At 53.5% G+C, this 13,207-nt stretch carries 12 protein-coding genes; 1 reads left to right on the top strand and 11 read right to left on the bottom strand.

Features of this window, described 5'->3' with window-relative positions; all coding sequences use genetic code 11:
* Positions 1-15 precede the first annotated feature (15 nt).
* A complete protein-coding gene (locus JNUCC32_RS28780) occupies positions 16-636 on the top strand; it encodes a hypothetical protein (RefSeq protein WP_009590113.1) in 621 nt (206 codons plus the stop codon).
* A 207-nt stretch (positions 637-843) separates the two neighbouring features.
* On the opposite strand, the gene JNUCC32_RS28775 is transcribed toward JNUCC32_RS28780, so the two are convergent.
* The 11 genes from JNUCC32_RS28775 to JNUCC32_RS28725 form a co-directional block, all read right to left on the bottom strand.
* Positions 844-1,494: a YqaA family protein gene (locus tag JNUCC32_RS28775; protein WP_015737540.1), complete on the bottom strand. Its 651-nt coding sequence runs from the start codon at positions 1,492-1,494 to the stop codon at positions 844-846.
* A gap of 261 nt (positions 1,495-1,755) precedes the next feature.
* Positions 1,756-2,568 (bottom strand): pyridoxine/pyridoxal/pyridoxamine kinase, encoded by an 813-nt coding sequence (gene pdxK / locus JNUCC32_RS28770; protein ID WP_192570527.1) that lies wholly within the window; start codon positions 2,566-2,568, stop codon positions 1,756-1,758.
* 491 nt (positions 2,569-3,059) lie between these two features.
* Positions 3,060-3,806, bottom strand: coding sequence for a type I methionyl aminopeptidase (gene map, locus JNUCC32_RS28765; protein WP_015737542.1), 747 nt, complete (start codon positions 3,804-3,806; stop codon positions 3,060-3,062).
* A gap of 533 nt (positions 3,807-4,339) precedes the next feature.
* Positions 4,340-5,125 carry a TerC family protein gene (locus tag JNUCC32_RS28760; RefSeq protein ID WP_192570526.1) on the bottom strand — a complete coding sequence of 262 codons (786 nt, stop codon included), beginning with the start codon at positions 5,123-5,125 and terminating at the stop codon, positions 4,340-4,342.
* Positions 5,126-5,424: 299 nt separating this feature from the next.
* Positions 5,425-6,060 carry a hypothetical protein gene (locus tag JNUCC32_RS28755; RefSeq protein WP_192570525.1) on the bottom strand — a complete coding sequence of 212 codons (636 nt, stop codon included), beginning with the start codon at positions 6,058-6,060 and terminating at the stop codon, positions 5,425-5,427.
* A gap of 155 nt (positions 6,061-6,215) precedes the next feature.
* Positions 6,216-6,782, bottom strand: coding sequence for a class I SAM-dependent methyltransferase (locus JNUCC32_RS28750; RefSeq protein WP_192570524.1), 567 nt, complete (start codon positions 6,780-6,782; stop codon positions 6,216-6,218).
* 322 nt (positions 6,783-7,104) lie between these two features.
* Complete coding sequence (locus JNUCC32_RS28745) at positions 7,105-8,499, bottom strand: (Fe-S)-binding protein (RefSeq protein ID WP_192570523.1); 1,395 nt, start codon at positions 8,497-8,499, stop codon at positions 7,105-7,107.
* A gap of 16 nt (positions 8,500-8,515) precedes the next feature.
* A complete protein-coding gene (locus JNUCC32_RS28740; RefSeq protein ID WP_192570522.1) occupies positions 8,516-9,991 on the bottom strand; it encodes an FAD-linked oxidase C-terminal domain-containing protein in 1,476 nt (491 codons plus the stop codon).
* Between the two features lie 129 nt (positions 9,992-10,120).
* Complete coding sequence (locus tag JNUCC32_RS28735; RefSeq protein WP_192570521.1) at positions 10,121-11,311, bottom strand: anhydro-N-acetylmuramic acid kinase; 1,191 nt, start codon at positions 11,309-11,311, stop codon at positions 10,121-10,123.
* Positions 11,312-11,314: 3 nt separating this feature from the next.
* The gene (locus JNUCC32_RS28730) at positions 11,315-12,493 is read right to left on the bottom strand and encodes a DUF1343 domain-containing protein (protein WP_192570520.1); all 1,179 of its coding nucleotides are present in this window, start codon (positions 12,491-12,493) and stop codon (positions 11,315-11,317) included.
* Positions 12,490-13,185, bottom strand: coding sequence for a hypothetical protein (locus tag JNUCC32_RS28725; RefSeq protein WP_096776894.1), 696 nt, complete (start codon positions 13,183-13,185; stop codon positions 12,490-12,492). The genes JNUCC32_RS28730 and JNUCC32_RS28725 overlap by 4 nt, the downstream gene beginning before the upstream one ends.
* Positions 13,186-13,207: the final 22 nt, after the last annotated feature.

The raw sequence follows: 13,207 nt of genomic DNA, 5'->3' as shown, positions 1-13,207 counted from the left end.
AAGGAGTTTGCGAGTATGTACACGGAACAAGATATTTGGATTGTGCTTACAGGCACGGGCACCTGGTTCAGCAGAATGATCCAATATTTCACGAAGGCCCCACTTAACCATGCATCCATAGCGTTTGATTCCGAGTTACGCGAAGTGTACAGCTTTGGGCGAAAGAAGGCGAACAATCCGTTTGACGGCGGTTTGGTTCGCGAGAACCTGCGTGACCCTTTCTTCTACACTTCGGAGTGCGCGGTATATCGCTTCCGCGTCAGTAATGAAGACTATCAACGCATGCACAATCTTGTGAAAGAGATGATGCGTGATCAGGACCGCTACAAATATAATCTGCTAGGGCTGCTGGGTATATTGTTTCGGATTCATATCGATCGTGATGATGCTTTTTTCTGCTCCCACTTTGTCGCGACGGTGCTGGAGCAAGCAGGCCTGCGGCCTGTGAACAAGCCTTGTCATCTTGTAACGCCGGAAGATTTCTCCCACTCCCCCCAGTTGAATGAAGTCTATCGCGGGCCTCTCCACGGTTATCTTGCTCAAGATATGCCAGCCCCGTTGTCCCCGTCGCCGACATTTGTTCCTGTGACCACGAAAGGCCGAGGCAAGTTCTTCAGAATCGGAAAAACGGGTTAATACCGAGAATATGTAGCTATGATATAAATATGTTTCTCTGATACCTTGGAAAAAAGCAGCCGGGCTCGCACCCGGCTGCTTTTTTTAAATAAGTTTTTTGGGGTCCCCGCAAAGTATTTGGAATAAGCATCGAAGCATAGGCTCCACTTTGTGGGGTTATTTTATATGTTCCTCGCGGGGGTTAACCCCCGGCGTCATTCTCTAGCGTTAGGCCGATGGAGTCTGATCCGACGCCTGCTCCAGAACCGCCTTCTCCACCACGACAGGACCGGATTCAGCCAGCTTTTGCTGCTCCATTTTCTTGCGCTTGCGTTTGCGGTTGAAGTACACGCCGATCAACAGAAGCGGAACGGCGATCAGCGCAATATATAACGATACATCCTTAACCATGCCCTCCGCGGCGTTACCGTACAGATAGAACAGGGTACCCACCACATAAAACTTGGTAGCCCGGCCAAGCGCGGCATATGCCAACAGTCTCCATAGCGGGAATTTCAAACATCCCGACAGAATCGTAAACACTTTAAAGGGAACCGGCGTAAAGGAGCCGATCAGTATGGCGGCTTCGCCGTTTTTTTGAAACATGTTCGTTGCAGCGTCAATCCACTCTTTTTTCAGTATCTTGTATAATACCGACTTCCCAAGCAGCTTTCCGATCAAATAGCCCAGCGGCGTCCCCAGCAAGCATCCGATAAAACCATACGTTGCAAGCCACAGTGCATTCTGCGGATGCATGATGCTAAGCGAAACCTGCAGAAAAAAGGCGGGAACCGGAAAAATGACAGCATCCGCAAACGAATGAATAAACAATCCCCATGGACCAAACTTCATCAAAAAATCCAAAATGTCCTGAAACATGTCTCAACCCCTAAACATTTTCTTCCTGTTTCTATCAGACCCTTTATAAAGTATAGCACATAATTATACTGGAAAGGACCTAAGCCGCTTGATCCCTGCCGAAAAAACGCGCAGAACGAAGCATGCCTTTGCACCTATATACTATATGCAGCAGGTTCGACTAACAACAAAAAAACCTTTCTTCTAGGAAGAAAGGTTTTCGGTCGCTCCTCGCAAGCGGAATTTCAAACATGAATAAGCTTGCAAAGAAATGCATCTTGTTTAATTCGCAGATAAACTGCGGTGTGCGGAATGCCTTGTCGGACCTACGAATTCATTCAGCGGAAAGCCGTTCGAAATCGCCTGGGTAATGAAGGCTTTGGCTTGCTGTACCGACTCGCGAACGCTCAAGCCCTTGGCAAGATTGGCCGTGATGGAAGCGGATGACGTGCAGCCCGCACCGTGGGTGTACTTGGTAACGATGGCGTCGGACTCGAACCATTCGAAGCTGTTTCCGTCATAGAGCAGATCCATGGCTTTGCCTTCGCGGATCTTCCCTCTGTCTTTAATCAGCACGTTCTTTGCGCCGCGCTCGTGAATGATGGCGGCAGCCTGCTGCATTTGATCCAGGGACGTGATCGGACCGGATTTGGCCAGCTGGGACGCCTCGAACAGATTTGGCGTTACCAAATCGGCGCGCGGGAGAAGGAATTCCAGCATCGCTTCCGTATTTTCGGGCTGCAGCACTTCATCCGTGCCTTTGCAGACCATCACCGGATCGATGACGATCCGTTTCAGATCATAGCGGTCGATATACTGGGAAACGAGCTCGATGATCTCTACGGATCCAAGCATGCCGGTTTTCATGGCATCGATGCCGATGCCCTCGAGCACGGTTTTCAACTGCGTTTCAACGATATCCAATGCCACCGGGAAAACCTGGTGATCCCATGTCTTTGGTTCCATGCAGACAATCGTGGTCAGTGCGGTCATTCCGTATACGTCAAATTCCTGAAAGGTTTTCAGATCGGCCTGGATGCCAGCGCCGCCGCTTGTATCCGAGCCGGCTACGGTTAATGCTTTTCGTATCGTCATGTTCCATGTTCCCTTCGCTTGTAAAATGATTACTCTATTATAAGAAAAACTGGGATTGACGTCTATTCGCAGATGTCGAATTCTTCATTAGCGGTTGTTTTTCTTGCGAGATCAAGTCATCGAGCTTCGGCGCTTTTTCTTCCTGATCTCTAAAGAAAAACTGGGATTGACGTCTATTCGCAGATGTCGAATCCTTCATTAGCGGTTGTTTTTCTTGCGAGATCAAGTCGATCGAGCTTCGGCGCTTTTTCTTCCTGATCTCTAAAGAAAAACTGGGATTGACGTCTATTCGCAGATGTCGAATCCTTCATGGTAACGCATCACTCCGCCTGCGGATTATTCTTCCGATCGCTGTTGCCCCCAAATTTCCTTTGAACCACGAAATCAATCGTGGGAGTTCGGGGGCAAAGGCGACCACTCCGTTTCTACAGAACAATTCCGCCTGCTTCGTTGGAGTCCTTTGCCCAGGGCTCACACTATAAAGTCGCCACTTATTGTTCCGTCAGGATCACGGGGCCATCCTTCGTGATGGCGAGCGTGTGCTCATACTGCGCCGACCATTTCCCGTCCACGGTTCTGGCGGTCCATCCGTCCGAATCGATCTTGCATTGATATGTTCCCAGGTTCAGCATCGGTTCGATGGTGATGACCATGCCCTCTTTAAGCCGAGTCCCGCGGTTGGGTGGCCCGTAATGCGGAACCTGCGGTTCCTCATGCATATTTTCGCCGATGGCGTGCCCCACGAAGTGGCGGACAACCGATAAATTCTGTGCTTCCGCATAGGATTGAATCGCATGGGAAATATCGCCGATCCGGTTGCCGATCACCGCTTGCTCAATTCCGAGGTACAGAGCTTTCTTCGTCACGTCCAGCAGATGCTGCGCTTCCTCGGAGACGTTTCCGACCGGATAGGACCAAGCCGAGTCGGCGAGCCAACCATCATACTTCACCACCATATCAATGGTAACGATATCCCCGTCCTTCAGCGGCTCATGGCTCGGAAAACCATGGCAGATCACGTCATTGACCGATGCGCAGGTCGCAAAAGGATAACCATGATACCCCTTCTGCTCCGGCGTCGCGCCGCGCTCCGCCAGGAACCGTTCGACAAACTGATCAATCTCCAGCGTCGTTACGCCCGGCTTGATCATGTTGGCGATCTGCCGGTGGCATTCGGCGAGAATATCGCCGGCTTTATTCATCTTGGCGATTTGTTCTTGTGTTTTGAGGATTATCAATCATGCTCACTCCTTTTTATGGCTGTTATCTCCTACTCAAATCAAAAAGCCTTAGCTGACCGAAGGAGCTTCAGGACAGGCATCTGCGTCCTCCTCACTCCCCGGCCAATAAGGCTGATTCACAATCACAAGGTGTATCTGTTTTCTTGTCTTGTATCCAAAAAAAGAAAAGCTGATAGCGCCCTACATAATCTTATTCTACTCTTAAGCCAGGGTAACCTCAATGATTTCCGTTAGGAATTTCTGCCTTTCGGTCAAATGCGGACAGGTACGGATGCCGCAGCATAACCGTTTTGCATTCTCGGAGGCATCTTTAACTCGGCGGTAATCCAGAAAGTCATATGACTCTCAATGACCATGAACAGAATCAGGGCGGGCAGCATTTTATCCAATTTTAAGCTTCATTTATCCAATGACAATCGTTTCTCCTCATATCTATATATTTTAAGGTTGCGCAGAAACGATAATTTTACACGCGAGATCACGATTCCTTTCTTTTTCCTATGTTCATTATATCAAAAGGGGCCGTTGCTTTAGCTTTCCACTTGTTTCCGTTCCTTCTCGGTCATATCGCTTTTCTCCTTGGACAAGAACCAGCCGAGGACCGCAATCAGGATCAATACGCCCCAGAATATGAGCTTCCAGCCGGCGCTCTTGGGAAACGTCTTCTCTAATACAGCGATATCCGGGTGCGCGAGCGTATAGACGGCCAGCTTGATTCCTACCCATCCCACGATCAGGAATGCAGCCGTTTCCAAGCCGGGCCTTCTTACGAGCAGCCTGCCGAAATACGATGCCGCGAACCGCATGATCACCAAGCCGATAATTCCGCCTGCCAGGATAACCAGGAACTGTCCGCCGTCCATGCCCCCGATATTCGGGAGGCCGGTTTCCGGCAGCGTCAAGGCGAGGGCTACGGCAGCCAAAATCGCATCGACCGCAAACGCAATATCCGCAAGCTCTACCTTTAACACGGTAACCCAGAATTTTTCTTGTTTCATTTCCGCTTCCTTCAGATGTTTCTTCTTCTTCACAAAGAACTGCTTCACCATATGATTGATACTGATATACAGCAGGTAGAAGGCCCCAATCGCCTGTACGTACCAGACATCCGCCAGAAAAGAGATAATGAAGAGGGATGCGAAACGGAACACAAACGCACCGGCCAATCCGTAAAATAACGCCTTCTTCCTTTTGTCCTCCGGCAAATGTTTAACCATGATGGACATCACCAGGGCATTATCGGCTGCGAGAATCCCCTCGAGTCCAATCAACACCAGCAGCACCCACCCATATTCGAGCAACAGTCCCATTTCCAAACGCAATCTCTCCTTCATGTATAGGATGATCCGATTTACGTTTCAAAGGCGTATAAAACAAAAAACCTTTATCCCGAAAATCGGCGATAAAGGTATCTACCCTGAAATAGGCTGTAGGAATAAGCACCTTTACCGAATCGGCAAAGGTCTCGCAAACAACTTTCGTTGCCAACAAAGCCGGAGACACGTTCGTGTCACGAATTGACGACTTTGCTGCGACTGCTACTCCCCTTTACTTGAATACATGAATTATAGCATGGCCGTTTACCACCGCCAATAGACTTTCAATAATTTTACATTCACTTTACATTTCTTTTTTTCTTCCTCCAAAAATAGAGCCATAGTCCAGCTGCCAGCAGCACGACGACAACCCCCCACAGGAAAGGCCTCTGCATAAATGTCTGATCAGCAGCCTCACCTTCACTTGGAAGCATTCCCTCAGCAAGCGTATCAGACCCCGTTTCCCCCGGTGGAGGCGCAGCTTTCGGAGGATATCCGGCCCCTAGCTCGGATAGCTCCTTGCCGGCGGCGGTGAGCGGCTTCGTTCCGTCACAAAGCCCCGTTGTCAGCCGGCCCGACTCCGCGGACGCGAACACCAGATATTCGCTGCCTACGGCAAACTGGTCATAACCGCAGCTGGCCGATGACATGGCCGTGGTAAGCTCCGTTACGGGGTTCAGCTCGCCTTTCCATATTTCCGTTACCTCTAACGTAACACGAACCGGATCAGCCGAGGACATGACCTGCTTTCGCGGCGGGCCCGCGATCTGAGTCACCTTGCCTGCGAATATCGCTGCGCTCCGTTCCAGGCTTTCCGAAACCTCAGGCGGTCCGGCACATGAGCAAGCAAATACGTTGGATGGTTGTATCGTATACAGGCTGACGAGCAAGAGCAAACAGCTAAGCATGATCATAACCTTGGATTTTCTCATCATGGGTCACCTCAATCCTTAGACGGCCCTCTCCCCTGAAATGTTCCAGCTCTATCCATAAATGCGCTGATCCACTCCAAAAATCAGGGAGGGATAACGGCGCATTTCGGCTGCCGATCTAAGGAAGCACCCCCGCAAGAAGCTGCCAACGTCATGAACTACTTGCTGGCGATGATCAGGTAGTGACGATCCGTGGGATACTGGATTCCGTCAACCTGCAGCCCTGCTTGCTCCAACATAGCCTTCAGCACCTGCGGGTCAACCCGGTTCGGCCTCGGAACCCGCTTCTCGGACGAGTCTTCCTGCCATTCCAGACACAAGCAGCGCCCGCCTGGCCGTAACACTCTTGCGATTTGGGAGATCGACTCCTCCAGCTGGTCGGTGATGTGAAGGATCAAGGACGCGATGACTCGATCCACGGTTTCATCCTGTAAAGGAAGCTGTTCCAACACGCCTTCCATCACCTTCACATTCGTGATTCCTTGTTCCTGTGCACGCCCGCGCATCATGTCGAGCATGGCTGGCTCGGTATCCAGCGCGTAAACGGTGCCTGTCGTTAATGAGGCTGCCGGTATGGAAAAATAGCCGGTGCCCGCCCCGATATCCAGCACATCCACCTCGCCATTCACCTGAAGCATCTTAAGCAGCGAAGAAGCCGGCAGCTCTTTTTTCCTTTCCGGACTTTCCAATCGCTCGATGAGTGACGGATCAAAACTCTCTTTCATGTTATCGCTCTCCTCCTTGATGAATCGCATTTCATGGCATGTTGCAATATGTATTTGCATCAAATGTGAAAAGGAATTCTCCCTGTGGGTCTACCATACCGTTGATTGGGAATGATGTAAACCGGTTCATTGGTCTATAACGATTACGGCCGATCCCCTTCCGCTTGGCATGCCTTAGACAGCCTCTTGATTCTACGCGAACTGTACGAAAGAACCATGCAAGAGATCGTTGGATTGGAATAGGAACTGCGGCCATAATAAGGAGTTGAACCAGAAAAGGGCATTTCCCTGATCATGTTGACCATGGAAATGCCCCGATTCGTTACTCGCCCTTATCCTCAATCCATACCTGCCCTGCCAGAAAATCGGCAAGATGAACGGCCTCGATGCGTTGTTTACCGGCACGCTCGATGCCCCACTTCATCTGCAGCAGGCAGCCCGGATTCGAGGTCACGATGACCTCGGCCCCTGTTGCCTCCACATGCTCCATCTTATGATCGAGCAGCGTCGTCGACATTTCCGTCTGGGTCAGATTGTAAATGCCCGCGGAACCGCAGCAAACCTCTGCTCCCTGAAGCTCGCACATGTCTACGCCCGGAAGCTGCTGCATCAGCTGGCGAGGCTCTCCTTGCACCCGCATGACATTGCGCAGATGGCAAGAATCCTGGTAGGTGACCTTGACGGTCTTATTCGCGCTTTCCGCTTGAATCGGCATAAGCGGTCGTCCCGGACTGCTCAGCAGCTCCGAGATGTCCTTTACCTGTTCTGCGAAACGAACGGCCGCTTGCTGAAGCCGCTCATTCTGTTCGGCATGCATCAGATGATCGTATTCCTTCAGCAGGGCGCCGCAGCCCCCCGCATTGCTTGCAATGTAATCTACGTTCGCTTCCCCAAAAGCCCATATATTCTGGCCGGCCAGCTGTTTGGCATCGTCCATTTCACCGGCATGGGCATGCAGCGCACCGCAGCATACCTGCTCCTCCGGAATGACAATCTCGAACCCGGCCTGGCGCAGCAGCCGCACGGTGTTCACGTTCGTAGAAGCAAACATGACATCCATAATGCAGCCCCGGAACATGCCGACCCGGCCGACCCTGGCCCCGGACGCAGGGATCACCATAAGCTTGGAACCGCTCCCTATCGTCTCGCGGCGGTAGGGCAAGCCGGCCTTGCTCCACAGTTCTTCCAGACCATCGCCCGTTACGTCAGGCAGCGCCTTTTCCAGCTGCTGAAGATGGTCGGGAAACAGCTTCATGGCCCCGGAGCTGCGCGCAAACTTCTGCAGCCCGGATTTCTGATAGAACGATAGCGTCTTGCCGATCAGCTTCAGTCTTCCGCGATGCGGGAAAATCCCTTGCAGGAACGTCTTGCGGACGACTCGTACCGGCAGCGAATAAGGCTTCTCCGCCGCAATGGCCGCCCGGGTCTGCTCGATCAATTCGCCGTATTTCACGTCGGACGGACATGCCGGCTCGCATGCCCTGCACCCCAGACAGAGATCCATTTGGCTCCGAAAGCTCTCATCCGGTTCCATCAAACCATCGACAACCGCTTTCATGAGGGCGATCCGCCCGCGTGGGGAGGCAGCCTCGAGCCCGGTTTCGATGAATGTCGGACATGCGGTCTGACAGAATCCGCAGCGCATACAGTTCGTCAATTGATCCTCGTCCAGCGCCAGCTTCAGCGATTGTGCAAGCTTCTCATGGGTTGAATTCATGCGCGATCGCCTCCTCTCACGATGTTTCGAGCTTCCGATCCTGATCCTGATTCGAAGCTGAGTCCCGCCCTGCTTGCTCCGTCCGCTCCTGGAATACGATGCGCTTTCGGGTTTCCGCAAACAGCTTGCCCGGATTCATGATCTGGTGCGGGTCGATTGCATCCTTGATGGATTTCATCATCCGGATGCCGGCTTCGCCCACCTTCCATTCCAGGTAAGGCGCCTTCACGATACCGACGCCATGCTCGCCGGTAATCGTGCCGCCCATGGCAATCGCCGCCTCAAAGATTTCGGCGAATGCCTCTTCCACGCGATGAATCTCTTCCGGGTCGCGGGCATCCGTCATCGCGGTCGGATGCAGATTGCCGTCCCCGGCATGGCCAAACGTGCAGATCTGCACATCGTATTTCTGGGCGATGCGCTGAACTTCAAGCACCATGTCCGCAATCTTCGAACGCGGAACCGTTGCGTCCTCCAAGATCGTGGTCGGCCGCAGACGGGACAGCGCAGCGAGCGCGCTCCGTCTCGCCTCCATCACCTTCGCCCCTTCTTCCGGGGTCTTGGCGATATTCAGCTGCACCGCGCCGGAAGCAAGACATATCTCCTCCAGCTTCTTCAGATCCCGCTCCACATCCTCCACGCTGCCGTCCTGCTCGATCGCCAGCATCGCTTTGGCGTGTACCGGGAGCCCGATTTTGGCAAAATCCTCAACCACCTGAAGAGTCGGCTGATCCATGAACTCCAAGGTGCACGGGAATATATGATTGGCTATAATGTTGGATACCGTTCGAGCCGCCGCTTGAAGGTCATCATATACGGCGACCATGGCCTTTCTGTATGAAGGCTTCGGAATTAGCTTCACCGTGGCTTCCGTCAGTATGGCTAACGTTCCGCCCGATCCCACCAATAACCGGGTCAAATCATACCCGGCGGCATCCTTCACCAGCTTGCCGCCCGTGCGCAGGATACTGCCGTCCGGCAATACGGCCTCCAGGCCGAGTACGTAATCCTTGGTCGTTCCATACTTCAATCCGCGCAGCCCGCCGGCTCCCAAGGCAATATTGCCGCCCATCGTGCAGATGATCATGCTGCTCGGATCCGGAGGATAGAACAGCCCCGTCCGCTCGACCGCCAGATGAAACTGCTTTGTATTCAGACCCGTCTGGAAGGTCGCGGTTAGATTATCCGCATCGATCTCCAGCAGCTTGTTCATACGGGTCATGACCACGATCAGGCCGCCCTGAAGCGGAATGGTGCCGCCGCACAGATTGCTGCCTGCTCCCCGCGTAATAACGGGTATTCGGTGCTTCGAGCAAATTTTGACGATGTCGGAGACCTCCTGCGTGCTTCCAGGAAAGATAACTCCGTCCGGCATCGCTTGATACAGCGGCGTAGCATCATAACTGTATGAGACGAGACTTTCCGGATCATCCTTGAACCACTTCCCGCCAACCACGGCGGCCAGCTGCTCGCGAATGACAGATTCCAGCATGTTGTTTTTCCCCCTCCCCTATGCGGGTTTGACTACTAAGATAATCCCTTTACTTACCGCCAAATCGCTGCCTAACATTATCGATGTGCCATCGCTTGGCGCTTCCGTTTGCTGGCTTTAATGAATGGTCTATGGCAGCGCCAGCTTTCCCATAACGGTCGGCCTGCGAGCACCGGTTGCCGCTGGCAAATTGTTAGGAACGCCGAGCATGAAATCATTGCCCAGCAGCGCAAAAATCACGGCTTCCTTGGCATCGTCATCGAAGCCCAGCGCCTTGGAGGTCATGACCTTCTGCTCCGGCAACAGCTCCCCTAACATCGAGAGCAGCGTCTTGTTATGAGCCCCTCCACCGGTTACGATCACCTCATCCATTCTGTGGTGAGGAAACACATAGTTCACATAGCTATCGGCAATGGAATGTGCGGTAAACGCCGTCGCCGTGGCCATCGTATCCTCATCCGAGAGGCTCCTGAGCCTGGCTTGCTCCAGAAACGAAACCGCGTAATTGTGGCCAAACAATTCCCTGCCCGTTGATTTCGGCGGCTCTGCTTGAAAATAGGGATGCGCCATCATCTCCCTTAATAAGACTTGATCCGGGTTCCCCCGGGCAGCCCATGTGCCGCCTTCATCATAGGGTAATCGCCCTTCGGTCAGCATATGGGCCACCGCATCCATGATCATATTGCCGGGTCCGGTATCAAAGGCCAGCACATCCGAAGGATCCGCCCCTGCGGGCAGCGCCGTACAATTGCCGATCCCGCCGATGTTCTGCAGCAGCCTCCCCCGCTCCGGATGCCGAAACAGGATCAAGTCTCCGTAAGGCGCAAACGGTGCTCCTTGGCCCCCAACCGCCATATCAGCGGGCCGGAAGTCTCCTACCGTAAGTTTGCCGGTGCGCTTGGCGATAACGGAAATATCGCCGATCTGCAAAGTCGAAGCGACGGAATACGGATCCCCTTGCTCCGGTACGGGCTGATGCCAAATCGTTTGTCCATGGGAGCTTACCAAATCCACCTCATCTATGCGCATGCCGGCATCGGCAACCGCTTCCAGGACTGCGGTTCCAAACTGATACCCCAAGTATGCATTCATGCTGCAGACAGCAGCGCTGTTCGAATTCTCCTCACTGCACAAATCGCGCAGCCGCTGACGGAGCTCCGGTTCGTAAGGCTTGCTATAATAATGCAGCAGCTCAACCGATGCCTCGAAGCCGCTTCCCTGTATGCGGACGATGGCCGCATCAATGCCGTCCAGCGAAGTACCGGACATCAGGCCGACCACAATGGCCGGCCTGCCCTCCTTCCATGGCGAGAACTTCATATTTTACGCCTCCCCGTACAGCAGATACGGAGCCCGCATCGTTCTCCACTGCTCCGCGTCCTTGCCCCACTCCGCAACCAGACGCTGGAGTCCGGCTTCTTCGTGGATGTGCCGGCGGACATCCTCGCTTCCCGTCAGCAAATCAATGAAGTACCGGCTTCGTCCTTCCGGCGGGCTAAGCCACTGGAACTGATCCGGGTACATCCGGCTGACAAGATGCAGCAGCACAAGCCCTGTGCGCACAGCCTCTACTTCTGCCGGACGGGTCACAAACAGCATGACCCCGCCGCAGCCTTCGCCCTGATGCTTCGAGAAGGTAGGGGTCATGTACATGGAATGGGCATGGACGCCGGGCAGTCCGTATGCGTTGAACGCCTGGGCCAGCTCCTCCCCGTTGACCCATGGAGCGCCGATCCATTCAAACGGCCGGGTCGTCCCCCGACCTTCCGAAAGATTGGTCCCTTCGAAGAAACAGGTCCCGCTGTACAGCCGCACCGTATCCATCGTGGGAATGTTCGGCGAAGGCAGCACCCACGGAAAGCCCGTGTCGGTATATTCCATGCCGCGCGTCCAGCCTTCCAGCTTAATGACATCCAGATCGCAGCCGGTTCCCCGCATGTCATTGGCCATGCACGCAAATTCGCCGATGGTCATCCCGGTGTTAATCGGAATGTGCCATCCGCCCACCATGGATTCATATCCCGGCTTAAGGAAACCTCCTTCGCAGCGCTCGCCGCCCAGCGGATTCGGTCGATCCAGGACAAGCAGGCTCTTGCCATGTTCGGCGCATGCCTCCATAACATACAGCAGCGTCGTCATATACGTATAAAAGCGCACGCCAAGATCTTGAATGTCGAAGATGACCGTGTCCACGTTCTTCAGCATGTCAGCATCCGGCTTGCGCCGCGAACCGTACAGACTGTACACCGGCACGACGAATACCGGATCCACTTCGTCATCCACGTGCTTGCCTGCCTGCAGCTGGCCGCGCAGCCCGTGCTCACAGGCGAACAAAGCCGTCAATTCCGACTCTGGCAAGCCTGCAACCACCTCGATAGATGAACGAAAATCCGACGTGAGCCCCGTCGGATTCGTAATGACGCCAAGGCGACGACCCGTGATTTTCTCGTGCTTGATGCCTGGCAGCATATCAATGCCGCTTCGCACATTGACTTTTATCATATGCTCACACCTCTCGCTTCGGAGGCTACCACACCGTCTTCCGCCGGCTTGGCCTCTTCCGGATTCAGTACATTATACGTAACCTTATGCTGGTATATGGCCCACATGCCGTTAAATAAGAATCCAAAGCCAACAACCGTGACGAGCAGCGGAATGGCGACGCAGAAGGCTTGGAAGCACGCGCCCAGCGTATAGGCCGGAAACTTCAAGAACAGCTTGACGCTGTGCGCCATGGCCTTGAAGATCCCCATCCCTTCCTGAATAACAAGCTGAAAGGTGTAGAATTGGGAGATGAGCGCCATGATGACAAAATAGGTTTGGAACACGCCGATCGCAAGATAGCCGATCCCTTCTTTTCCCCCGTAATACCACCAGGTTGACCATAGGATCAATGTCATCACGACGAAGAAGAAACCCATCACAACGGCGGGGCCAAGCCCTTTCAGCGCACCCTGAAACACGTCCTTCAGCCTGGACTTGCCCCGCTCCGTCTTGCGGTGATAGGCATAACAAACACCATAGAAGAGCGGCATATACAGAACCGGCAGCAGCACCAGCGCTGCCCACAGCGGAACGAACATGACCACCGTCACGAGCACCAGCGAGGTAATCATGCTGTACAAGGCCACCGCCGTAATCTCACGGTAAATCTCAACCCCGGTCTTCTTTAACACATCATTCAGCTTGCGCATAGCTTTCCTCTCCTCTTCGTCG

The organism is Paenibacillus sp. JNUCC32 (assembly GCF_014863545.1).
Lineage (GTDB): Bacteria > Bacillota > Bacilli > Paenibacillales > Paenibacillaceae > Paenibacillus_AQ > Paenibacillus_AQ lautus_A.
The sequence above is the reverse complement of the archived record's forward strand: the minus strand, read 5'-3'. Positions and strand labels throughout refer to the sequence as shown.

Coding starts and splice junctions, on each gene's coding strand:
- JNUCC32_RS28780 (WP_009590113.1), top strand. CDS start 16: ATGTACACGGAACAAGATATTTGGATTGTGCTTACAGGCACGGGCACC.
- JNUCC32_RS28730 (WP_192570520.1), bottom strand. CDS start 12,493: ATGATAAAAGTCAATGTGCGAAGCGGCATTGATATGCTGCCAGGCATC.
- JNUCC32_RS28735 (WP_192570521.1), bottom strand. CDS start 11,311: ATGAAGTTCTCGCCATGGAAGGAGGGCAGGCCGGCCATTGTGGTCGGC.
- JNUCC32_RS28775 (WP_015737540.1), bottom strand. CDS start 1,494: ATGTTTCAGGACATTTTGGATTTTTTGATGAAGTTTGGTCCATGGGGA.
- JNUCC32_RS28755 (WP_192570525.1), bottom strand. CDS start 6,060: ATGATGAGAAAATCCAAGGTTATGATCATGCTTAGCTGTTTGCTCTTG.
- JNUCC32_RS28740 (WP_192570522.1), bottom strand. CDS start 9,991: ATGCTGGAATCTGTCATTCGCGAGCAGCTGGCCGCCGTGGTTGGCGGG.
- JNUCC32_RS28745 (WP_192570523.1), bottom strand. CDS start 8,499: ATGAATTCAACCCATGAGAAGCTTGCACAATCGCTGAAGCTGGCGCTG.
- JNUCC32_RS28750 (WP_192570524.1), bottom strand. CDS start 6,782: ATGAAAGAGAGTTTTGATCCGTCACTCATCGAGCGATTGGAAAGTCCG.
- JNUCC32_RS28725 (WP_096776894.1), bottom strand. CDS start 13,185: ATGCGCAAGCTGAATGATGTGTTAAAGAAGACCGGGGTTGAGATTTAC.
- pdxK (WP_192570527.1), bottom strand. CDS start 2,568: ATGACGATACGAAAAGCATTAACCGTAGCCGGCTCGGATACAAGCGGC.